Raw genomic sequence first — 22175 nt, 5'->3', positions numbered from 1 at the left:
AAGGTCAGTGTAACAGATAAAAAATGGAAAAAGAGACATGTAATCCAATTTTGATCAATTGTTATAATATCGTTATGAGCTGTAATAGAATGAGACAGTCAAACAAAAAACAAAAACACCCTTCTCACACTGGCAAAGCATGTGAAAAAAGGGCGCTCCTTTGCTTCTTATTTTTTTAATCCATACAAAATTATGCTGACGACTTCTTTTGCCAGTTCATCTGCGGTGTTTGCACCGGTCCAGAGTCTGGCAGCGGTTAAATATTCAATAGCGCCGACGAGACTGGCAGCTACAATACCCATATCGGCATTTTCATGAAAATAGCCTGATTTTGCTTCTTTGAACAGGTTTTGTTCGATTTGATCGGCCATTTGCGCTTTAATATCAGCCGCAAGAGGGGAAATGTAAAAGCCGATCCGCCCGAGACTGCGGTTCTCGGCAAAGAAGTGAAAAATCGCTGAAAGCCCGTCTGCTATTCGCTCAGGCAGTGAGGCCTCATCTAAGCCTTCCTCTAAAAGGCTGTTCATGGTCAGTGATGACAGCCTGGCGCGAAAGAGATCCTCAAGCTCCTCGAAAATCGCTTCCTTGCTTTTAAAATATAAATAAAAAGTTGGCTGTGTCACCTCTGCTTTTTTTACAATATCGCTGATTTTTGTTTCATAGTAGCCATTCTCGGCAAATTCGTCTGCTGCGATGCGCAGCAGCAGCGCGCGGCTCTCTTCTCCGTTAGAGCCTTTTTTTCTTCCGCGTTGGGCCATATCCTCTGTCTCTCCTAACTACAATACTCACGATAATTTCTTTGGTATGTATTCTTTTATTTTATATGAGCAGCTCCGTTATTACAATTTGTAAAAAAAAAACAATTACATCGGGCAGAAATAACCGCAAAAAAAATAATTAACTAAGATGTAGTTTCAAGTAGTACTTTTTTCACTGTTTTATGTTATTATGTAGTAGTAGAAAATAATGGAACTCGCTGTATATATTCTAAAAGAAAGGCATGTAGAGAATGTGAATGTGATGTTTGATGAAAAAAAAGCGATTGAGAAGCGGTTGAGCCAGATTGACAGTATAGAATCAAAGATTATGGAAGAATTGCAGGCAGAGCGGGAGGAATTGCGTGTACGGCTGCAGGACTTAGAAAGCGGCACGGGGAAAAGCCCGGAAAAAGGAAGAAGCCGCCGCCCGAAAAGAAGCGTAGAAGGTTTACGGGAGCTCGCGGTTGCGTATTTAAAAGAACAGAAAGTGCCGGTCCGCGCCGTAGAAATCCAGCGCTTTGTGGAGCAGGAGTCAGGCAGGAAAATTACCAATATGAGCGCATTTATGAGAGCACTGGAGCCAGAGTATAAACGGATCCGAAAGCTGGGGCGAGGCTTATATATTTATGAGTATGGAATTGATTGATGTGCTGAAACGCGGAGCCAGGTAACAAAGCCTCCGCTCCGCCTGCCGGCAAATGCTTTCTAACTTTGTCTGCACGCTCACACCGCCTATAACGCGGTGTTTTTTTATTAAGAAGGAGAGGAGAACATATGGAGCTGACACGAATTCATCATGTAGCGATTATTTGTTCAAATTATGAACAGTCGAAGCGTTTTTATACGGAGGTGCTGGGTTTAGAAGTGCTGGGAGAAACGTACCGGGCTGATCGTGACTCTTACAAGCTGGATTTACAGGTAGGAGGAATTTATCAAATTGAACTGTTTTCGTTCAGGGATGCGCCGGAACGGCCCAGTTATCCGGAAGCAAGGGGGCTTCGGCATATCGCTTTTGAGGTTGAGAGTATAGCGGAAGCCGTCAGGGAGCTTGAGAGAAAGGAAATAGAGGTAGAACCTGTCCGCATTGACCCTGTAACGGGAAAAGCTTTTGCTTTTTTTGCGGACCCGGACGGGCTGCCAATAGAGCTGTATGAAAAATAAGAGCTGCCAGTGAGCTTCTCCGCGCAGTACCTGACCTGAACGGATAAATCAGGCACAGCCCGATTGTTTTCTGCCGGGTTGTTCTTTCATGTATAAGAAATGGGACAAATGGATATAATATAGAAAACGCTTTCATAGAAAGGGAGCTGAACCCTCATGAAGCATATTCGGGAAGAAGGCGGTTTATTTTTAGGGCTGCAGTGGGGAGTTGGCTTGAGTATTCCTTTATGGATTTCTTTTTTTGGATGGGTAAAGCTGCTATCGTAAAATAGAAAAGAGTTTATGGGTTAATTGAAGCAGAAAAAGCTGTGAGTAAATACTCGAAGAACCGGCCTGGAACTTGTCCAGGGCGGTTTTTTTACATTTTAAATTTCCCAGTTAACACCTGCAGCTCTTCGGCCATAGAGGAAAGAGAAGCGGAGGATGAGGAAATTTCCTGCATGGCTGCGAGCTGGTCTTCTGTTGAGGAGGAGACCAGATGGGTGCTGGCAGCTGTTTCATAGGAACTCCTTTTCACCGCTTCAATCACTTCATTAACCCGGTGCGTTCCAAGCGCGAGCTGCTTTGCTGCCGAGGAAACAGCTTGAATGTGGCTGGATACTTCTGTGGCGGCTTTCTCAATTTCTTCAAATGACAGGCCGGAGTGGTAAACGGTGTCAATCCCCTGTGATACTTCCCCGGTCACTTGCTTCATCGATTCAACCGAACGGGCAATTTCCGTTTGAGTAAGTGTAATCAGCTGATTAATTTGGTCAGCGGACTCGGAAGACTGCTCGGCCAATTTCCGGACTTCCTCGGCTACGACCGCAAAGCCATTGCCGTGCTGTCCGGCCCGCGCTGCTTCAATCGCCGCATTTAGCGCCAGCAAATTCGTTTGGGATGCTATCTGGGTAATCACTCCGGCAAAACCACCAATCTGGCTGGACCGCTCGCTTAGCCCTTCTATTAATGCCGCTGTTTGATGCACTGTATCCTGTATAGAATTCATTTGATTTACAGCGGTTTGAATGGATTTATTTCCTTCCGCAGACTTGCGGAGTGACTGCTCGGCACTGACTGACATATGATCCGAGCGGTCGGCTATATGCTGAATTCCGCTGGACATTTCCTCGATTGTCCGGGTCATTTCATCTACGCTTTGTACCTGATGGCCGGTAGCAGAGGCGACATTTTGAACAGTGGAGGCAATTTGCTCGGATGCACTGCTCATTTCTTCTGCATTTGCTGTCAGCTGCTCTGATGAAGCGGCTACCTGTTCCGTGTGCAGAGATACCTGCGTAAGGAGCTGTCTTAAATTCTCTGTCATCTTTGTAAAGGAAGCCGCTGCCTGGCCGATTTCATCCTTGCTTTTGATTGACAGCTCCTTCACTCTTAAGTCACCCGAAGCTATTTTCTCTGCCTGCGCGGCAATCACCTTTAACGGCTTTAAGCTTTTTCTTATGATCAAAACGAAGAGGACTGCACATATGGCAGCAATCACGGCAGAAATGATAATCGATTGAATAATGCCGGAAGTAAGGGTTTGCTCAGCGTCCGTTAATGCCTGTTCGGCAATCGAAGCGTTTAAAAAGTATGGTGCTGTATCAATCTGCACAGATAATACATACACGGACTCTTCGTTTTTTACAATTGGATAATAAAGCTCGGCTTTATTACCGCTCATTATGAATTGCGGCTTACCGTCCGCAAATACCGATTGAATCTCTTTGCTTTCAACTGTTTCTCCTTTTTTCCAGTCAGATGATTCATTTTCTCTCGAGGTTTCGGTCAAGACGAGGCCGTCCCGGTTGACCAAATAAATGGCTTCAATGCCGTTTCCATCCTGAATGTATTTTTTCAATGAAGTCTCAAGTAGATCTGCGTTCAGAGCCGTTTCAATAACCCCTTCCCCATTCAGCCGCGGGATGAGTATAAACTTAAAGATCTCCAGCGTTTCCTGCTTCAGCTTCAGCGGCTCGGTAATTATGGTGCTTTCGCCGGTAACAAGAGAGCGGTATTTCTCATCGAATGAAAACAGATTCAGGCCTGCCGAAGCACTTTCCGTCGTCTGCGTGAAAGCGCCAGTCCGGTCGGTTATATAAAGATCCGTCATGCCGGTTTGTTTTGCGATTGATTCCAGATCCGCTGCTGTTATGTTTTTTGAAGCATCAATTTGCTGGAGCGTATAGGCGGCGTTCAGCATGGTGTCATCTACCTGGTCTTCCAATGAGAGCAAATGATTGGAAATGTTTAATGCCAGCTTGACCAGTTCTTCTTCCACGCTTTTTTGGGAGTTTTCGTTCATATCAACAGCAGCAGCGTCCATTTCTTTTTTTAATATGCGGGCTTCCATCCACTGCAGAGCACTGGAGCTGGCTGTTAACAGCACACTGAATAAAACAAGGAGGAGAATGATTTTCCGTTGAATGGTCATAGGTGAATTCCTTCTTTCGTCGTAAAAAAGTATTGAGTATAACATACTATGTATCGTTTCATTTCGTGAATTTCGTGTCATAAAATATTACATAAATCTTTTGCTAACGAATGTTTTTATCAATGTTTTTGCCATTTTAGTAATGGAATGGCAGGAGTGCGAGAGCGTCTATTGGGTATGATAGACTATTCAAAGTGCTGAATCAATACGGCGTGAAATTATCAATCAATTTTCTCTCTTTTGAAAATTTAATTAAAGACGAACAGAATGTCCGCCTTACTAATAGAATTGTAGAATTGTGGAAGTGAATCTAGTAAGAAACATCACTTGGCCCGCCAGTTTTCTGATACAATGAAGGGTGGACAAAATAAGAGAATAGGGAGTTAACATGTGCTCGAAGGTGCTCATCATTGTGCCTGCTTATAACGAGGAGCAGGCTATTTTGCAAACGGTGGATCAGTTAAAAAAATTCAATTATGATTTTATAGTAGTAAATGACGGGTCATTGGATAAAACGGGACAGCTGCTGCAGGAGTATAACGTGCCGCATATTTCACTGCCGGTGAATCTGGGGATTGGCGGAGCGGTGCAGGCGGGCTACCGGTATGCAGAACGCCATGGGTATCGTTATGCGATTCAGCTTGATGCGGACGGACAGCATAATCCGAAAGATTTGGAGCATTTAATAGAAGAAATGGAACGGCTTCAGCCGGATATGCTGATTGGCTCCCGCTTTTTGGAAAAAACAAATTATAAAGGGGATTTATCGCGCAGAATCGGCATTTTGTATTTTGATTACCTGCTGCGCCTTATCGCCGGCATCCGGGTAACCGATCCGACATCGGGCTACCGGATTGTGAACCGGCGTGTTATTGAATGGTTTGCGCATGACTATCCGGTTGATTACCCGGAGGTGGAAGTGCTTGTAAAGCTTGCCCGCAAAAAGTATACAATCCGGGAAACAAAAGTGGAAATGAATGCGCGCCAGGGCGGCGTTTCATCGATCAATGCACGGAAGTCTGTTTATTACATGGCGAAAGTGACCTTTTTGTCGCTTATTCGCTCTTATTTATAAAAATAAGAAAGGATATCAACCTTATGGATATCATCCAGATCATTGTGACCGGCTCGGCGCTGCTGCTGTTTTTACTGACAGTGTTTATGGCGGCGAAAAACAAGCTGACGGACCAGTATGCGTTTATGTGGCTCGCTTTTTCACTGATCGGCGTGCTGCTGAGCTTTATGCTGCCATGGCTGAACCGTTTCGCGGCTTCGATTGGTGTTTCGTATATGCCGTCGCTTATTTATTTGGCCGCGTTTTTGATTGTGCTGGCCCTGCTGATTTATCATACCCATCTGCTGTCAAAGCAGGAAGCGCGGACACGGGTGCTTGTGCAGGAAGTGGCTTTTTTAAAAAAAGAAATGGAAGAAATGCGGAAAGAGGAAGCAGGCTCATGAATATGGTTCATTTATTGCTGGTTTTGCTCAATACGCTTATTTTAGTAAGCGGCCAGTTTTTATGGAAGTACGGAATGGAAAAGCAGACAGAGGCGTTTTCATCGGTTTTTTCGATTATCCGCCTGTTTTTCACCCCTTATATTTTTACAGGGCTGGTTATGTACGGGCTCGCAACGGTCCTGTGGCTGTTTATTTTAACAAAGGTGCCGCTCAGCACAGCGTATCCGCTTCAATCGCTGGCTTATATTATTGCTGTATTTGGTTCTTTTTTTATTTTTGGCGAAGCGGTAACCTTCTGGAAAATAGCGGGCGTGCTTTTTATTATGATCGGCGTATCGCTTATTGGCGCATCGGAGCTCCGGTGAAAAGAAAGAAGGGTTTAATGAGATGAACCGGTTACTGTATGTAGGATTATTTATATTGACTGAAGCGGTGTTAATCGGCTGGCTGGCCTGGACGAATACGCCGTTCATGACGATTTCGCCTGACGGACAGCTTTATTACAGCCTGGCTGAAAATGTTGTTTCGGGCAATGGCCTTGTTAATACAGTGAGGCAGGAAAACATTATTGTTCCGCCGCTGTTTGCGCTCATCATCGCGCCATTTGTATTTTTGTTTGATCAGCCGGAGGCATATATGGTGTTTCAGTATATTGTCTACGGATTGAATGGCGTGTTTCTTGCGTTTATCGGGAAAAAGCTGTTTCAAAGCCAGGCTGCAGGATTATGGAGCGGCTTGCTTTATGCCATCCATCCCGTCCTGCTGCTGAACGGGCCGCAGTTCTTGCTGACGGAAACCTTGTTTGTCACCTTTTTGTTAACGGTTGTGTATGTAGTGATCCGGCTGTTCGAAGAAGAAAAAAAAGCCGGCTGGCTTGCCGTACTTTTATTCGTGCTTTCCCTCAGCCTTTTATACCGGCCGCATTTGATGTACGTATTCATCCTGGCGTTTGGCTTATGGCTGCTGTTTGCGGCGGCGAAGAAAGTAAAACGGTGGACAATTGTTCTTTTTGCGATTCCGGCAGTGCTGCTCGGACTGAACGGATTTTATAATCAGTCGCTGCACGGAACGTTTGTGACGCTGGAAAACTACAGCGGCCAGAATTTGTATATCGCCAATAACCCCGAGACAAAGGTGGACTTTTATGCGTCAACACGGCTGGACCAATTTGTAGAGCCGGAATATTTTCAGTATGAAGGCCTCACGCTTTCAGAACGAAGCAGTGTACTGAAGGAAAAAGCATTCAGCTACATTCTGGCGGAGCCTCTGGCAATGGTTGAACGCATGGTGCTGAAAATGGGGCTGTTTTTTAAAGGGATTTTTGCAATCGATACGATTACACTCATCCTTGCACTCGCCGGCGTCCTCCTTGCTTTCTGGAGAAGCGGCATCGATAAATGGCTGCTCGCCTTTCTTGTACTGTATATTGCCGGCTTTGCGGCCATGACCTCACTCGGCCTGCTTGTCGGCGGCCAGCGGTACCGGGCGCCCATTATTCCCGTGTATCTGCTTTTTGCCGGGTATTTCGTAAAGTCGATACCGTTAAAAAGAAGAAAACAAAACGAAATCCGCTGACTCAGGCAGCGGATTTTGTTTTCGGTTTATTTATTTTTCCGACGATAAAAGCACCAAGTGGAAGGCGGTTGAGTATGCCGGTCAGTGCAATTGAAATGAGAGTGCCGCCAGTCCATAGCAAAACAGTGAGTGCCGCCGGGTGGCCGCTCCAGTCAAAGGGCTTTACCAGCCACTGAATGACTTTCTGCGCAAACGGGTGAAGCAGATAAATACCGAATGAATACTGGCTGATAAAAATAATCCAGCCCGGCACCCGTTTTACATAAAAGGCGGCTAAAAACAGCAGAAGAATGGTGCTGATGGTCAGCACCATTACATCAATCCGCTTTGAGCTGATTTCAGTAATAAGGCCACTCTGATGAACGAATAAAACGATGGAGGCTGTCACGGGCCAGGACAATAAAATCCAGCTCTTAAAACGTTTTACTTTCTGCTGGAATTCTTCAAAATAAAGTCCCGCATAATAGCCAATCACAAAATAAACAAGCCAGCCGGGAAACGGGATCCAGTACAAAAAGCGCCAGAGATCCGCCGGCAGAGCCGGAACCGTAAAATGGAAAAAGCTTAAATAGCTCGCATTGATGAAAAGAGAAACAGTGATGACCGGGACAGGAGAAAGGCGTGCCAGAAAACGGGCGAAAAGGGCATGCAGCAAATAAAACTGAAAAATAATCAAAATAAAATAACCGTGATAGCGGGCAAGAAACAGGTTTTCTCCTATCCGCTCCCATACAGCAGCCATGCCGTCAGGAGAAGCGGAAAGCCAGGCGTAAAAGACGGCCATGACTACAAACGGAATGAAAATAAAGCGAAGCCGCTTTCCGAAAAATCCTCTTGGGACCGCTGTTTTATAATTGTAGGCAAGAATAAATTCTGAAATAAAAACAAAAATCGGTGTTGCGAACATAAGCAGCAGCTGGCCGGACATCATGATAGACCGGATCTGCTCCGAGGCAGGCGGGAAATTCCAGACCACTACCGTCAGCGCATGAATAAGCACAACACACAAGCAGGCGATAGCCCGAATCAAAAAAATTTCTTCAACCGTTGATTTCATTATGTGTTTCCTTCCCTCTCAAACTCTTGTTTTAGTGTATCGGAAGAAGGATAGAAAAGCAAAATGCATCTAAAAACCATCAAGCAGCCCATGAAGTGAAACGCTTTACCCCCCCCCATCCGTATAATAAAACGGATGGGAGGCGGAGAAATATGGTATCTTTATGGAGTGATGGATTTGGATTTGCTCCTTTGTTCATAACGACAATCTTCCTCATTGTAATAGGGACTATTCTTGTTGCCGGGCTGAAGGGCTTAATGGAATGGAACAGGAACAATGAAGCACCGGAGGAAATCATACAGGCGGTGGTTACGGGAAAGCGGACGGAGATAAGCGGAGGCTCGGGCGATTCGGCAGCGCGGACACGCTATTTTGTCACTTATGAGGATGAAGAAACAGGCGGACGGATTGAATTGAAGGTCAGTGGAAAAACCTATGGAATGACCGCGGAAGGTGACCGCGGGGAGCTAGTTTATCAGGGAACGAGATATAAAGAATTTAAACGGCTTAGTGAATGAAAAGGAGAAGAAAAACGTATGGGAAGAAGAGATAGACGCAAGAAAAAAGGCAAACTGAGAAAATTTCTTTTAGCCAGCCTGCTGATTCTGCTGCTGGCGGGCGCCGGCATTGCTTTTTATATTTACCAGTCTGTTCAGCAGGCGCTGGGCGGCGAGGATTTAACGAGTGAGAAGCGGACCGAGGAAGTAGAGCTTGATAAAGAAGAAGGATTTACCGTGCTTCTGCTTGGAGTGGATGAACGCGAGGATGACGGAGGCCGCTCGGATACAATGATTTTAATGTCTGTGCAAAACGACTCGGTAAAAATGCTCAGCATCCCGCGTGATACCCGCGTTGAAATTGCGGGGAAGGGAACAGAGGATAAAATCAACCACGCCTTCGCATTTGGCGGGATAGATATGGCTGCCAAGACGGTTGAAAACTTTTTGGACGTGCCGGTCGATTATTACGTCGAAATGAATATGGAAGGTCTGCAGGAAATGGTCGATGCGGTCGGCGGGGTAGATGTAGAAAATGAGTTTGCTTTTTCATATGGCGGCGACAGCTTTGCTGAAGGATCTCTTCATTTGAATGGGTCGGAAGCGCTGAATTATGCCCGGATGCGCTACGAGGATCCAAACGGCGATTTTGGCCGCCAGGCACGCCAGCGCCAGGTTATTCAGGGGGTCATTGACAAAGGGTCAGACCCTGCTATGCTGCTGAAATACGGAGATATACTAAGTACAATTGGCGATAACGTCCAGACAAACCTGTCACTTGGTGAAATTGCCTCTATTCAGAAAAACTATGGCAGTGCCCGGAATAATATTCAATCGGAATCGATCGAGGGAGAAGGACAAAAGATAGATGGGGTCTATTACTATATTGTTTCTGAAGAAGAACGGGAGCGGCTGTCAGCCCTGCTGAAAGAACATCTTGCTCTTCAGCAATAAGCAGCTTTAAAAAAGATAATCGCCTGAAAGCCGAAATATCGGCTTTCAGGCGATTTTTTATTATTTCCAAAAAATTCTTGATCAGAACGATAGTCATGATAAAATAGACCTAATCATGTTTTGAAGGAGATAAAGGAATGAAAAAAGCATGGATGCTGTTATTTAGTTTTGTCGTACTGCTTGCCGGCTTCCTGCCGAACCAGGCGGAGGCAGCGGGCTTTAAAGATGTGCCGCGTGACCACTGGGCTCATGATGAAATCCGCTTTTTAACGAGCAAGCAGGTCATTAAAGGCTATTCGAACGGGACGTTTCAGCCGCTTCAAATATTAACACGTAAAGACGCTGCCATTATGGTCGTACGCGCGTTGAAATGGCAAAAGCCGGCGAGTCCGTCTGTGAAGCCGTCTGATGTAAAGCCGACGATGGGCGGCTACAATGAAATGATGGCGGCGGCCAATAAAGGGCTGTTTACTCTGTCCGGAAACAAATTCAATCCCGGGGGAGCTCTCAGCCGAAAAGAAATGGCCCGTGTTATTGCGGTCGCTTATGGCTATAAAGGAAAAGGCGCTTCTTCATTTAAAGATGTGGCCAGAAGCAATGCTTATTATAAATATATTGATGCCATTGCTGAAAATGATATTACATCTGGATACAAGGACGGTACCTTTAAGCCTGATGTGAGCGTAAACCGGGCCCAGTTCTCAACGTTTTTAGCGCGCATTTACAGCGAGCCGCTTGAATATGCGGTAAAGCAAAACGGCAAAACGATTGCCGCCTACAAAAATGAAACAGATGCCATCCAAAAAGCAGTCCAGACCGCGGGCGCAACCGTGCATCCGGTCAGCAATTCGCTTATGTCTTATGCCCAGCAGCCGCAGGCTATGACAAAATCCGGCATTAAAAATGGTGTGATTATCTACAATGGCGCGGAAAACAGTACTGCCTTCAGTTCCGGTTTTTTCAAGCCGTATTTAGCGTATAAGCAGGGCACCGGCTACCAGGGAACAATGTTTGATTCGTTTTTAATTGCTGGGCGCAAATACAGCAGCACCGGTGAATTTGCAGAATCGCCCGGGAATGAAGCAAACTACAAGGAATTTTTATGGTATGCGGACCGTACCTTTGCAAAAGGCGGCGCGCTTGATCAATTGAACCGGGATGCAAAAGCGCTTGGCAAAAAACCAAATGTGTATCTGTCGATTCCGTATCCGAAGCGCGGAGAAGCGATTGTACTTCCGGCGGGAACAAGCGTCAAGAACACGCTCGCAGAACGCCAGAAGCTGGTGAGCTGGTACCGCCAGCAGGTTGAAGCCAAATGGAAAGCAGCGGGCTATACCAATTTGACGTTCAAAGGCTATTACTGGCTGAATGAAACAGTCGTCGCCCTTGAGGATGAACAGCTGGTCGAACAAACTGCTGCAGCTGTTCACAAAGCGGGCAAAACGTTTATTTACTCACCGCACGCCACATCCACGAACTTTGAAAACTGGCAGGTATACGGTTTCGATGGAGCTTATTTGCAGCCGAATGCATTTCGCCTCGACCTGAAGGATACAGAAGCACGCCTTCATCAGGCGTTCCTGCGGGCGCAGATTAACGGCAGCGGCATTAATATTGAAATTGACTCGTACTCACCGCATCAAATTGCAGGCGGGGCAGCGAATTTCAGAGATTACCTGGAGATGGCCAGCCGTTACCGCCTGCCGGGCCAGAGCCTGATTATGTATCAGGGAACGGATATGGTCAGCCGGATGGCAATGTACAATAATAAAACCTACAATGATTTATACAATGAGCTTTATCAAATGATGTATTAATGAAAGAGTAGGAAAAACCCGCAGAAACGTTATGTATACGTACATTTCTGCGGGTTTTTAAATCAAGGATAATATTGTAATAAAAGAAAAAATGTACTTATTAATATAAATTTAGTCAAAAGTACCTATATATTTTTTACTAGGTTCATAGAATAATAGCAAATAAGGGTACAGCTATAGAAATATAGCGTCACAAAGCTACAGGGGCTAAGGAAGGGTTTTATTTTCTATGCCAGCCAGCTGCCATTGCCCAAAATAAAGGAGGAAAAGGGAATGTACAAAAAAATAACACCGGCCGCCGCTGCGGTGCTGGCTGCGGGAATGCTGTTTTCAACTGCAGCAGATGCTGCGCCAAAAGCAGGTCCGAATGCGGGGCAGAGCGAGAAAGTGCAGGATAAACAAAGCGAAAACAAAGGCCAGCTTCAGCAGCTGAAGTCTGTTGACAAGCAGCTGGATAAAATTGAAGAAAAGATTTTAGCTTATAAAGCAAAAATGGCTGATCTCGAAAAAGATAAAGATGATATTGAACCAGATGATCAAAGCGAAGATGCAAATGATGATAATAGCGCAGAAGAGCCGGTGACTGACGAAGCAGGAAATGAAGAGGCCGCGCAGGAAGAACCGGCCAGCACATTGGCTGACACAGAAGAAGTATCTGATGGTGAGAATCCGGCAGACGAGGAAGCTGTGGAAGAAGATGAATTAACAGATGAAGAAATTGAACAGGAAGTAGAAGAAATTGAAGAGGGTATGAAGGAGAACCCTGGCTACGCCGGCAAGTTTAAAGCCCTTCAAAACCGGTTGTCTGCTGTATCCAAACGTCTTGACAGTCTTCAATCAAAGGGAGTAGACGTGGCTGAGCGCCGTGACCGGACTTCTGCTCTGCAGGAAGACATTCACACAGTTTTAGCTTCTCTTACAGCCATTCAGGAAAATGTAAAGCAAAAAGTTGAAGCAGATGATAAAGCAGAGGAAAAAAAGGCGGCTAAAACGAAAGACACCGGAAAAGAGTGGAAAGTGAAATTCAGTAAAAGCCTGGATGAGGCCAGTCTGTCTGATTTAGATATTATTGTTCTTGATTCTGCGCAGAATTTAGTCGAAACAACAGTATCCTACAATAAAGCTGCCCGGATGGTCACAATTACACCAGGCCAGCCCTATACAAAAGGCGAGACATATACACTTTACATTGGTAAGGACATAAATGAAACAAACGGTACGGAATTAAAAAAATCAGTGAAAATGAACTTCACTGTTTCCGCAAACTAAATGTAACGTGACAGACAAACCAGGAGGAATATTCGTGAAGAAAAGAAAAGGAATAAAAGCGATGGCTGCAGCTGCTGTGGCCGGCGCATTATTTGCGGCATCATTTTCTAGTGGGCAAGCAGCATCCTTTTCGGATGTGTCCTCCCAGTATAAAGACGCGGTCACGTATGTGACGGATCAAAATATTGCTTCGGGCCTGGGAGATGGAACATTCGGCGTAACACAAAAAATTAAACGTGTGGACGCGGCGGTTATGCTGGCAAAAGCACTAAATCTCGATCTGGAGGCGGCTTCATCTTCCACCTTTAAAGACGTGCCGGCCCGTGCCCAAAAAGCAGTCAGTGCTTTAGCAAAAGCAGGTATTGTATCAGGTAAATCATCTGCGCTGTTTGGAGCGGATCAAACATTAACACGCGGAGAAATGGCTCTTATTTTGGTAAGAGCTTATAAACTGCAGGGAACAGCTGATCATCAATTTAAAGATGTATCCTCTGTGTATGATGCGGCCGTGCAGGCACTTACAGCCAATAAAGTAACGCTCGGGAAATCACCTTCTTCATTTGGAACAACATTGCCCATTACACGCGGTGAATTTGCTGTTTTCCTTTATCGGGTGGATGGAAATGAAGATACTGTGCCGGGAGACTTTGAAGTAATTGATATTTATTAATGAAGTATATAGGTTAAATCAAAAGGGAGCCGCTCTGTTTGGGGGTTCCCTTTTTCACCGTATTGATTCCATATGGCTGCGAAGAATTTCTGTCCAGAAATCCTATGAATTCTTGCATGACAACAACAGTGAAGGCAAAAAGCACCGTTCCGCTCCATTTCTATTTATTTACCTCCATCTATTTTATAAAAAGAGACACGCTGGTTATTGTCGGCATATAAGAAAAAATCGTAATTATAAAGAAAAAAGAATAGGATAATAATAGATTTAGTACCTTTTCCGTCAAATTCCGTCAAAAATTTGGAAAAAATATAAATTTTTTATTTTTAAGGAGAAACCTTGTGATAAACTGAAGGTACAGACTTGTTATTCATAGGAGGAAAGAATGAAATTTAAGAAAATATTGTTTAGTTTGGCTTCCTTTGGTTTAATTGGCGCTTCTGTCCAGCCTTTGTCCGCAGATGCAGCAGGGTATTCGGATGTTTCATATAAATACTGGGCGTACCAGGATATTCAATTTCTATCGTCCCATAAAGTGATCAGCGGATTTGGAGACGGCACGTTTAAACCGGGATATACGATTAAAAGAAAAGACGCGGCGGTTATGCTGCAGCGTGTGCTCGCACCGGTTGAACCGGTGATTGATGATATTGTGAAAACAGAAGCGGCCCAGGTGCAGAGTGAAGCCCCGGCTGACTCTGAGACACCGGTTCCGCCGGAAGATCCTGAGGCACCGCCTTCTTCTGAAGAACCCGAGGTACCGGTTGATCCGGATGGCATTTTGGATATGAACGAAAAGTCACCGGGCTTCGAAGCCGTTAAAGCCGCGGTGGATGGAGGCCTTCTTTCATTAAAAGACGGTGCTTTTATGCCGGATGCGTCATTAACGCGCGATGAAATGGCAAAAGCGCTTGCGGCCGCTTTTTCATTAAAAGGAACGAAAACTTCTTCGTTTGTAGACGTGCCGCTTGATGATCCTTATTACGAGGCGATTGATGCCATTGCTTACCGGAACATTACAGTGGGCTATGATAACGGAAAAACCTACCGCCCGCTTGAAAATGTAACACGGGCACAGTTCAGCGCTTTTTTATCCCGTGTGTTCCAGCAGCCGCTGAGCTATGAAGTGCGGGCGAATGGCCAGAAGATGGAAGCCGTCTCGACTATTGAAGAAGCATTTGTCCGGGCGGAGCAGTATACAAATGGCACTATTCATCCGACCAGTAATAAATATAAGTCGTTTTCCCAGGAAATAGCGTCGGAAGATAAAACCGGCATTAAAAGCGGTGTGCTTATGTATAATGGCATGGAGCGAAAAGCGGATTTTACGCCGGAATTTTTTAATCATTATTTAAGCTATTCTACGCCGGAAGGCAAGGAAATGAGTATGTTTGACACATTTATCGCACTTGGCCGCACCTACGACGGCGGTGAATTTGTGGAATCGGCTAAAAATGATGCCAATTACGCGGACTTCCAGGCTTATATTGACCGCACCTTCTCGGAAAAAGGGCTGCTGCAAAATTTAAATAAAGCTGCGCAGGCTAAAGGCCAAAAGGTAAATGTGTATATTTCCATTCCGTATCCAAAAAACAACGGGGCCTTTATTGACTTAAATGGCCGTGAGCTCGCCAACAATGTTTATTCGCGTTATGACATTGTAAACTGGTATATGAAGCAGGTAGAGAAAAAATGGAGCGAATACAACTTTTCTAATATTGCTTTTAAAGGGTATTATTGGATGAACGAAACCGTGCGTGTGGAAGATGATGGACTGCTTCTTTCATCGATTTCACAAAAAATTCACCAGCAAAATAAATTTTTAATTTATGCGCCGCATGCAACGTCAACCAACTTTCAAAACTGGAAGTCGTACGGCTTCGATGCAGCTTTTTTACAGCCGAACGCATTCCGTACAAGTGTCTCTAACAAGGTCGAACGCCTCCATAAAGCATTCGTAAATGCCCAAATTTACGGAACGGGCATTACCATGGAAATTGATTCGTACGGCCTTGCCCAGGCGCCGGAGGGCGTTGAAACCTTTACTATGTATACAGACTTTGCCAAGCGTTATGGACTGGATCAAAAGGGCATGATCTTCTATCAGGGCATCAATATGGTCGAACGGATGGTTACCTACGACAGTCCGATTTTTCAAACCTGGCATCGGCAATTAACTTCGACCTTTTTCAGCAAGTGACGAAGAAAAAACTGCGGTGGCGCAGTTTTTTCTTTTTTTTGGCCGATGCACGTTAATTATTTTTCTGATACAATATTGTGAGCGTATTTAAAGATGAATGGGAAAGGAAAGCTTACTAGAATGAATAATCGAATTTCATACAGCATTGCGGGTGCGGCCGCCGCTTTGTTTTTTCTTGCGGCTGCAATTCCGTCGACCGCAGCAGCGCTCGCTATTTCGGCTCTTGTAGCAGCCATTGCTTTTTTGCGTCCAAAAGAAGGACTTTTAGCAATTCTTATTTATTTCCCCATGCGTTCCTTTTTAACGGAAATGTCCCCTGGTTTGAAGCTGGCGGGAGACCTGATTATTATCGCTATGACACTGCGCGTTTTGTGGAATACAAGGCATGACATCCGATCATGGTTTCGCTTTCATGCGTTTGAATACGGGTTTTTTGCTTTCCTGCTGATTGGCTCCGTTTCCGCTTTTTTCACGGGTGTTGAACTGGGCGCGATTATTTTTCAGCTGCGTGCTTTTATTATTACGTATCTTGTGTATTACTCGGCCAGGCGACTTGATCTTACAAAAGATGATATCATCAGCTTCCTATGGGTGACTGTTGCTGTCGCCATGCTCATGGTCGTGCAAGGCTTTGTTGAAAAGCTTTCAGCCCGGACACTGATGATGCCGGAAGCATGGGTAAACCGGTCGCTGTCCCCGAATAACCGGGTCCGTATTTATGGCTGGATTAACAATCCAAATGTTTTTGCTGTTTATTTAACGATTGCGTTTATCTGTATACTGTATTTGCGCTCGCTTGTTACAGCCAGATGGCTTAAGATTGTTTTGTTTATCAGCGCCGTGCTTATGATGGGTATATGGTTTTTAACTTACTCGCGCGGCACCTGGATTGGCTTTGCCGTCGGATTCGTTGTTTTTGTGGCGCTGTCACGCAATTGGCGGTCGGCCTTGATGGCCATTGCCACGATTGCGCTGGGTGCTGCGCTGGTCGGTGTACCTGTTGCATCGGCGGCACGCTATATTGAGGCAAATGTTATTAATGAAGCGCCGCCAGCGGTAGAAGCTCCGGATGACAATGGTGAAGAAGAGCCAGAAGATTCAGTAGAAGCAAATCGGCTAAAAGAAACATTTAAAGCGGATACTGTAGAGCTCAGCCAGCAGACCGGCCGTTTATTTGTAGTAACCAAAGGGCTTGAGATTTTCAAAGACAGCCCGGTCATTGGCACCGGCTTCGCTACCTTTGGCGACTCGGCGACGAAAAGCTACAGCTCGCCTATTTACGAAAAATATGAAATCCCGGAAAATATGTATTCAGACAGCCAGTACGTGCAAGTGATTGCGCAGACAGGTGCGCTCGGCGTTATTGCCTTCGCCGTCTTTTTGCTTGGCATGCTTGTTCTTCTCTGGAAAAAGAAAGATGACCATCCATTTGCCATCCCGACACTTTCCTTCCTGCTCGGCATTTTTGTCTGCGGGCTGCTGTATAACATCTGGGAAGATAAAACCTTTACGACTTATTTCTTTTTAGCAACAGCAATTGTAGCTTCTACAAAAAACCACTGGGAAGCCGCGCTGTTTCCTAAACGATTTAAATAATAAGCAGTGAATTTGATGAGATCTCCGAAAAGGAGGTCCCAGGCTGTTGATAAACGCTCGCTTTCGGCGTCACTTGCCGGCTGTGAATGCTCATGACCCCTAAAAGGTCACTCCGCTTCTCAGCCGGCGGCGTTTCTGGAAGAACAAGAGTTTTCAATCAGCCTGCTTTCTGACTTTGTCTACACTTTAAGATCTCCGAAAAGGAGGTCTTTTTTTATGGAGGATTATCACTAATTCGAAAGAAGTGTATTGAACGCTTTACTATTGTGAGAATTGGCCGATATAAAAAGAAGCAGAAACATCACCTGCTTTACTTTATTGAAGCAAATCTGTGGAAATGCAGAGACGCAAAGCTATAGGGGCTAAGCCGCACGGTATGCCAGCCAGCTGCCCGGGAGGAAAAACATCATGAAGAAAACTGCCGCTATGTTGTTTGCCGCTGGTCTTATTGCCGCTTCTTTTGGCCCGAATGGGGCGCTTGCCGCATCGGATGAGGAGCAAAAGGTCATTGTTATATTTGACGAGAAAGTCGATAAAAAAGCTGTTTTGGAAGCGGAAGGCGAGGTTGACCGCGCATTTAAGCAACTGCCGATCGCTGCAGTCACACTGCCGGCCGATGAAATAAACGAGCTGAAGAGGGATGAAAGCGTTCTGCGTGTAGAAAAGGATATTCCTGTTCAGGCTTCAGCGCAACTGCTGGACTGGGGTATTCAAGCGGCGAATGTGCCGGTTTCCTGGAACGCCGGCTTAACAGGAAAAGGAGTAAAGATAGCGGTTGTGGATACGGGAGTTGCCAGCCACTCTGACTTATCGATTGCAGGAGGCGCTTCTTTTGTTTCCTATACTTCTTCTTATCAGGATGATAATGGCCACGGAACGCACGCCGCAGGTATTATCGGTGCAAAAGATAATGGATTTGGCACAAAGGGAGTGGCGCCGGACGCGTCTCTTTTTGCGGTTAAGTCATTGAATAAAGACGGTTCGGGCAGTCTGTCCAGCATTTTAGCCGGCATTGACTGGGCGATCACAAATAAGATGGATATTATTAACTTGAGTCTTGGCACACAGACTCATTCGGCCGCTTTTCAGTCTATGGTCGATAAAGCTTATGCTCAGGGAATCCTTGTTGTGGCGGCAGCCGGAAATGACGGCTCGGCCTCAGGAACGGACGACACCGTGGATTATCCGGCGCGCTATTCTTCCGCTATCGCAGTAGGAGCCGTTGACAGCAGCTTAAACCGGGCTTCTTTTTCATCAACGGGAAGTGCAGTCGAAGTTTCAGCGCCCGGCCAGAGCATTACAGCCACTTACTTGAATAATGGATATGCGCGAATGAGCGGAACATCAATGGCCGCTCCTTATGTCTCGGGTCAGCTTGCTTTAATGAAGCAGGCTGACCCGGCCGTCAGCAATGTGCGTCTTCGTACATTACTGACGGAAACGAGCAGGGATTTAGGAGCCGCCGGCCGGGACTCATGGTACGGGTATGGCTTTATACAGGCAACATACGTAAAGCCGGCTGCCGTCCCTTTTCAAAGCTTGGCACCTGTTGGGCTGTCAGCTGACACTTCTTCGATTTATGCGCTTCCGGGTGAATCAAAGGCCATTACAGTAACAGCTGCTTATGAGGATGGACAAGAGATCGACCGGACAAAAGAAGCGGTTTGGACATCAAGCAACCCGGCTGTTGCTACGGTGAAAAGCGGGGTTGTAACAGTCCACCGGTTCGGAAAAGCGGTTATCCAGGCGGCCGATGGCGGAAAAAAAGTGACACTGCCTGTTGATTCAACGGTGCGGGCGGTCAGCGCCAGTGCAGCAACGGTCACAGGAAAGCCGAAAGAGTCAAAAACGGCTCAATTGTTTGCAACACTCGCTAATGGAAAGCAGGTTGATGTAACAGAAGCGGCCCAATGGAAAACCGGTAATCAAAAAATCGCAACGGCCGCTAAAGGCGTTATTACCATTCAAAACTACGGTAAAACATCCGTTGCGGCTTCATATGCCGGAAAAACAGCCGGAATTACAGTTGATGCCAGCGTCCAAAGCTTAACGGCCAGCACGAAAAAAGTAGCGGGTAAACCCGGCACTGCGAAAAAAATTGTGCTGACCGCAAAGCTGTCAAACGGACAAACCGTCGATGTGAGCCAGCTCGCTACATGGAAAGTAAGCAACACAAAAGTGGCCTCCGCCAAAAACAATATGATTACCATTAAAAAGTACGGAAAGACCTACGCAACTCCTTCTTTTATGGGGAAATCAATGAGTATTTTAATAGAAGGAAAAAAATAAAAAGCCTATCCTTCATTATCCAAATCCTTTGCTCCTGCTTAGTAAAAGGAGCCTGATAGATATAGTTCTTTCATATTCAACGTTTTAGACTGCCGGGAAAGCCGGCAGTCTTTTTTATGAAAACTTTTATTGCTGAAAATAGAAAGGCGGCTTTTGGAGACTTTTTGCTTCTTTGGACAAGTGAAGCAGACTTCCATTTTAAACCTCCGGTAAAGAGCAAATGGGCTATAAATAAACTCATCTGAACTTTAAGATCAAAATAGTATTCTCTTTAGCGGCCAGTAACAGTATTTTCTTTCAAAAGAAGTGGCAGGGGCTGCGGCCGGTTCCGCTTTCCTATGGGGCGAACGCTGAACCAGGCATCGCTTCGCGCTGTCTGGTTCAGCCTGTCCGCTCGTCCCATGGGAGTCTCCACCGGCCGCCCTCCGCCCATTGTGTCTCTAAAAAAGCGAGCATGAAAAAGCACCTTTGTCTTTCCCTTTCTCATTTGGAAAATAACATCAATCGGATGTTGCTGGCTGATTTTCCCTCCCCGCCAGGGCGGCAGGAGTGGGGCGCAGACTTCTGCGGGACTGGCAGGCAGGTGAGATCCGGCTTTGCCGCATAGCGGCGAAGACGAGCTCACCGGCTGCCCCGCGAAAAGCGAAGCCCCGCGGATGCCGCCTCTTCTACGCCTGGGCCAAGTATGGCGGTCTATCCGTTCGAACGTTCACTAACAGCTTGGATTTAGTTTGAAGAAGCTTTTACATTCATTTTGCTGAGAGCCGATCTATCCATAGCTCACCCTGTTGATCAAACAACATTGGGTCTAATTTCACTGTCGATTCCCCATATAGAGTATATAATTAACATATAACGAACAAATTTATTCATTTTGTTCTTTATAGTGTTTGAAGTGGATAGGAGGAAATCAGATGGATTGGAATAATACTGGTGAGAGTTAGACATTCAGCCTACAATATTGCAAGCTCTGTAGCGGGACAGTTCGTGATGATTCTATTGAATTTTTTATCACGAATTATTTTTGTCCGGGCGCTGGATATTGAATATTTAGGCATACATGGATTGTTTACAAACATCCTTGCCGTTTTGTCGGTTGTCGAGCTCGGAGTCGGGCAGGCGATTATCTACAGCCTTTACAAGCCGCTGGCTGAAAATGACCGTCCGAAAGTAAAAGCGCTCGTGAAGCTTTACGCATCTATTTACCGAATCATCGGAGCGGTTGTTTTTCTGCTTGGCCTTGTTCTCATGTTTTCTCTGAATTTCATTATGAAGGAACGGCCCGATATTCCGAATTTGGAATTGCTTTTTCTCTTATTTTTGATAAACGCGGTTATTACGTATTTGTTTGCCCATAAGCGCTCTATTTTAATCGCTGATCAAAAAACATATGTTATTAACATTGTTCATTATTCTTTTTACGCAGGAATTACCGTTCTTCAAATCTTTATTTTACTAGTAACGGAAAATTACCTGCTGTTTTTAACGGCCCAGGTGCTGCTGAATGTGGTCAATAATATGGTCATTGCCCGTTTGTCCGACCGCCGCTATCCGTATCTGAAAAAAGAAAAGGCGGCAAGGCTGGCGGATGAAAGCAAAACGGAGATGAAAAAAAATATTTTTGCCATGATGTTTCACCGGATGGGAGATGTGATTGTCTTCGGTACTGATAATTTAATTATCTCTGCTTTCCTCGGTGTAGCCACAGTAGGGCTCTACTCGAATTACACACTTATTACGACTGCTTTAAACGGGCTGCTTGGACAAGTATTCTCGGCGACAACAGCGAGTGTCGGGAATTTGAATACAGAGACATCTACAGAGAAAAAAATGGCCGTCTTTAAGTCGATGCTGCTGATTGATTTTTGGCTGTACAGCTTTTCCTCTATTGCTCTTCTTCTTTTGCTCAATCCATTTATAGAGCTGTGGCTGGGGGCAGATTTCTTGCTGGATTTCGCGGTCATTTTATTTATTACGGCCAATTTTTATTTAAGCGGCATCAGAAAAGCTGTGTTAACATTCCGGGATGCCATGGGCCTGTTCTGGTATGACCGGTATAAGCCGCTTTTGGAATCACTGCTGAATATTGTTGTCTCAATCTGGCTTCTTCATTATTTCGGGCTGATTGGTGTTCTCGCCGGAACGATGATCAGTACTGTTGCCACGTCTCTCTGGATTGAACCGTATGTTTTGTATAAATACGGATTTTCAAGACAGCTGCGGACGTATTTCTGCCTGTGGGGGATATATCTTTCTATTGGTCTCGCGGCCGGAGGGGCTGCTTACTTCCTCGCTTCCTTGATCGAAGCGGATGGAACAGCAGGCTTTGCAGCAAAAGCCGCTGTCAGCTTTATCGTGCCGAATGTTCTTTATTTCCTTTTGTTCCGCCGGCTGCCGGAGTTTCGTTACATACAGGATGCGGGACGTACGCTTTTAAAAAGAAAAACAGCATAAGAAAAAA

General features: G+C 45.6%; 19 protein-coding genes and 2 riboswitches. Of the genes, 15 read left to right on the top strand and 4 right to left on the bottom strand.

Annotated elements, in window-relative coordinates:
* Window positions 1–167: 167 nt before the first annotated feature.
* Window positions 168–758, bottom strand: coding sequence for a TetR/AcrR family transcriptional regulator (locus tag VP98_RS06515; RefSeq protein ID WP_046174522.1), 591 nt, complete (start codon window positions 756–758; stop codon window positions 168–170).
* A gap of 262 nt (window positions 759–1020) precedes the next feature.
* Here VP98_RS06515 and VP98_RS06510 point away from each other — a divergent pair, with 262 nt between their 5' ends.
* Window positions 1021–1404 (top strand): Rok-like winged helix domain-containing protein, encoded by a 384-nt coding sequence (locus tag VP98_RS06510; protein WP_156151330.1) that lies wholly within the window; start codon window positions 1021–1023, stop codon window positions 1402–1404.
* Window positions 1405–1532: 128 nt separating this feature from the next.
* Entirely contained in the window at window positions 1533–1919 is a 387-nt protein-coding gene (gloA2, locus tag VP98_RS06505; RefSeq protein WP_046174520.1) for an SMU1112c/YaeR family gloxylase I-like metalloprotein, read from the top strand.
* 358 nt (window positions 1920–2277) lie between these two features.
* Here gloA2 and VP98_RS06500 read toward each other — a convergent pair whose 3' ends face one another.
* Window positions 2278–4332 carry a methyl-accepting chemotaxis protein gene (locus tag VP98_RS06500; RefSeq protein WP_052712160.1) on the bottom strand — a complete coding sequence of 685 codons (2055 nt, stop codon included), beginning with the start codon at window positions 4330–4332 and terminating at the stop codon, window positions 2278–2280.
* A 388-nt stretch (window positions 4333–4720) separates the two neighbouring features.
* On the opposite strand from VP98_RS06500, the gene VP98_RS06495 reads away from it, so the two are divergent.
* The 4 genes from VP98_RS06495 to VP98_RS06480 are packed head-to-tail and all read left to right on the top strand — an operon-like array spanning window position 4721 to window position 7365.
* Window positions 4721–5407, top strand: a complete 687-nt coding sequence (locus VP98_RS06495) for a glycosyltransferase family 2 protein (protein WP_046174519.1) — start codon at window positions 4721–4723, stop codon at window positions 5405–5407.
* 23 nt (window positions 5408–5430) lie between these two features.
* On the top strand, window positions 5431–5790 hold the full coding sequence (locus tag VP98_RS06490) for a DUF2304 domain-containing protein (RefSeq protein WP_046174518.1): 360 nt from the start codon (window positions 5431–5433) through the stop codon (window positions 5788–5790).
* Window positions 5787–6155 (top strand): EamA family transporter, encoded by a 369-nt coding sequence (locus tag VP98_RS06485; protein ID WP_046174517.1) that lies wholly within the window; start codon window positions 5787–5789, stop codon window positions 6153–6155. The genes VP98_RS06490 and VP98_RS06485 overlap by 4 nt, the downstream gene beginning before the upstream one ends.
* A 22-nt stretch (window positions 6156–6177) precedes the next feature.
* A complete protein-coding gene (locus tag VP98_RS06480; RefSeq protein ID WP_046174516.1) occupies window positions 6178–7365 on the top strand; it encodes a glycosyltransferase family 39 protein in 1188 nt (395 codons plus the stop codon).
* A 1-nt stretch (window position 7366) separates the two neighbouring features.
* On the opposite strand, the gene VP98_RS06475 is transcribed toward VP98_RS06480, so the two are convergent.
* Entirely contained in the window at window positions 7367–8422 is a 1056-nt protein-coding gene (locus tag VP98_RS06475) for an acyltransferase family protein (RefSeq protein WP_046174515.1), read from the bottom strand.
* Between the two features lie 152 nt (window positions 8423–8574).
* Here VP98_RS06475 and VP98_RS06470 point away from each other — a divergent pair, with 152 nt between their 5' ends.
* The 8 genes from VP98_RS06470 to VP98_RS18250 all read left to right on the top strand — a co-directional run bounded on the left by VP98_RS06470 (window position 8575) and on the right by VP98_RS18250 (window position 19714).
* Window positions 8575–8940, top strand: coding sequence for a DUF2500 domain-containing protein (locus tag VP98_RS06470; RefSeq protein ID WP_046174514.1), 366 nt, complete (start codon window positions 8575–8577; stop codon window positions 8938–8940).
* Window positions 8941–8958: 18 nt separating this feature from the next.
* On the top strand, window positions 8959–9873 hold the full coding sequence (locus VP98_RS06465; RefSeq protein WP_046174513.1) for an LCP family glycopolymer transferase: 915 nt from the start codon (window positions 8959–8961) through the stop codon (window positions 9871–9873).
* A gap of 137 nt (window positions 9874–10010) precedes the next feature.
* The gene (locus VP98_RS18255; protein ID WP_052712159.1) at window positions 10011–11690 is read left to right on the top strand and encodes a DUF4855 domain-containing protein; all 1680 of its coding nucleotides are present in this window, start codon (window positions 10011–10013) and stop codon (window positions 11688–11690) included.
* A 157-nt stretch (window positions 11691–11847) separates the two neighbouring features.
* Window positions 11848–11938: riboswitch (cyclic di-GMP riboswitch) on the top strand.
* Window positions 11939–11963: 25 nt separating this feature from the next.
* The gene (locus VP98_RS06455; protein WP_046174512.1) at window positions 11964–12959 is read left to right on the top strand and encodes an Ig-like domain-containing protein; all 996 of its coding nucleotides are present in this window, start codon (window positions 11964–11966) and stop codon (window positions 12957–12959) included.
* A 34-nt stretch (window positions 12960–12993) separates the two neighbouring features.
* Entirely contained in the window at window positions 12994–13629 is a 636-nt protein-coding gene (locus tag VP98_RS06450) for an S-layer homology domain-containing protein (protein WP_052712158.1), read from the top strand.
* A gap of 385 nt (window positions 13630–14014) precedes the next feature.
* Window positions 14015–15829 carry a DUF4855 domain-containing protein gene (locus VP98_RS06440; protein ID WP_046174510.1) on the top strand — a complete coding sequence of 605 codons (1815 nt, stop codon included), beginning with the start codon at window positions 14015–14017 and terminating at the stop codon, window positions 15827–15829.
* Window positions 15830–15949: 120 nt separating this feature from the next.
* A complete protein-coding gene (locus tag VP98_RS06435; RefSeq protein ID WP_046174509.1) occupies window positions 15950–17425 on the top strand; it encodes an O-antigen ligase family protein in 1476 nt (491 codons plus the stop codon).
* A gap of 312 nt (window positions 17426–17737) precedes the next feature.
* A riboswitch (cyclic di-GMP riboswitch) is annotated at window positions 17738–17820 on the top strand.
* A 13-nt stretch (window positions 17821–17833) separates the two neighbouring features.
* Window positions 17834–19714, top strand: a complete 1881-nt coding sequence (locus VP98_RS18250; protein WP_052712157.1) for a S8 family peptidase — start codon at window positions 17834–17836, stop codon at window positions 19712–19714.
* Window positions 19715–19985: 271 nt separating this feature from the next.
* Here VP98_RS18250 and VP98_RS18800 read toward each other — a convergent pair whose 3' ends face one another.
* A complete protein-coding gene (locus VP98_RS18800) occupies window positions 19986–20129 on the bottom strand; it encodes a hypothetical protein (protein ID WP_156151328.1) in 144 nt (47 codons plus the stop codon).
* Between the two features lie 518 nt (window positions 20130–20647).
* Here VP98_RS18800 and VP98_RS06420 point away from each other — a divergent pair.
* Window positions 20648–22168, top strand: a complete 1521-nt coding sequence (locus tag VP98_RS06420; protein ID WP_197076562.1) for a lipopolysaccharide biosynthesis protein — start codon at window positions 20648–20650, stop codon at window positions 22166–22168.
* The last annotated feature ends 7 nt before the right edge of the window (window positions 22169–22175 follow it).

The organism is Domibacillus indicus (assembly GCF_000970685.1).
In the GTDB taxonomy this organism is placed as follows: domain Bacteria; phylum Bacillota; class Bacilli; order Bacillales; family Domibacillaceae; genus Domibacillus; species Domibacillus indicus.
The sequence above is the reverse complement of the archived record's forward strand: the minus strand, read 5'-3'. Positions and strand labels throughout refer to the sequence as shown.

What these genes read in the sequence shown, in the direction of transcription:
- VP98_RS06515 (WP_046174522.1), bottom strand. Translation starts at nt 758, where the DNA reads ATGGCCCAACGCGGAAGAAAAAAAGGCTCTAACGGAGAAGAGAGCCGC.
- VP98_RS06510 (WP_156151330.1), top strand. Translation starts at nt 1,021, where the DNA reads ATGTTTGATGAAAAAAAAGCGATTGAGAAGCGGTTGAGCCAGATTGAC.
- gloA2 (WP_046174520.1), top strand. Translation starts at nt 1,533, where the DNA reads ATGGAGCTGACACGAATTCATCATGTAGCGATTATTTGTTCAAATTAT.
- VP98_RS06500 (WP_052712160.1), bottom strand. Translation starts at nt 4,332, where the DNA reads ATGACCATTCAACGGAAAATCATTCTCCTCCTTGTTTTATTCAGTGTG.
- VP98_RS06495 (WP_046174519.1), top strand. Translation starts at nt 4,721, where the DNA reads ATGTGCTCGAAGGTGCTCATCATTGTGCCTGCTTATAACGAGGAGCAG.
- VP98_RS06490 (WP_046174518.1), top strand. Translation starts at nt 5,431, where the DNA reads ATGGATATCATCCAGATCATTGTGACCGGCTCGGCGCTGCTGCTGTTT.
- VP98_RS06485 (WP_046174517.1), top strand. Translation starts at nt 5,787, where the DNA reads ATGAATATGGTTCATTTATTGCTGGTTTTGCTCAATACGCTTATTTTA.
- VP98_RS06480 (WP_046174516.1), top strand. Translation starts at nt 6,178, where the DNA reads ATGAACCGGTTACTGTATGTAGGATTATTTATATTGACTGAAGCGGTG.
- VP98_RS06475 (WP_046174515.1), bottom strand. Translation starts at nt 8,422, where the DNA reads ATGAAATCAACGGTTGAAGAAATTTTTTTGATTCGGGCTATCGCCTGC.
- VP98_RS06470 (WP_046174514.1), top strand. Translation starts at nt 8,575, where the DNA reads ATGGTATCTTTATGGAGTGATGGATTTGGATTTGCTCCTTTGTTCATA.
- VP98_RS06465 (WP_046174513.1), top strand. Translation starts at nt 8,959, where the DNA reads ATGGGAAGAAGAGATAGACGCAAGAAAAAAGGCAAACTGAGAAAATTT.
- VP98_RS18255 (WP_052712159.1), top strand. Translation starts at nt 10,011, where the DNA reads ATGAAAAAAGCATGGATGCTGTTATTTAGTTTTGTCGTACTGCTTGCC.
- VP98_RS06455 (WP_046174512.1), top strand. Translation starts at nt 11,964, where the DNA reads ATGTACAAAAAAATAACACCGGCCGCCGCTGCGGTGCTGGCTGCGGGA.
- VP98_RS06440 (WP_046174510.1), top strand. Translation starts at nt 14,015, where the DNA reads ATGAAATTTAAGAAAATATTGTTTAGTTTGGCTTCCTTTGGTTTAATT.
- VP98_RS06435 (WP_046174509.1), top strand. Translation starts at nt 15,950, where the DNA reads ATGAATAATCGAATTTCATACAGCATTGCGGGTGCGGCCGCCGCTTTG.
- VP98_RS18250 (WP_052712157.1), top strand. Translation starts at nt 17,834, where the DNA reads ATGAAGAAAACTGCCGCTATGTTGTTTGCCGCTGGTCTTATTGCCGCT.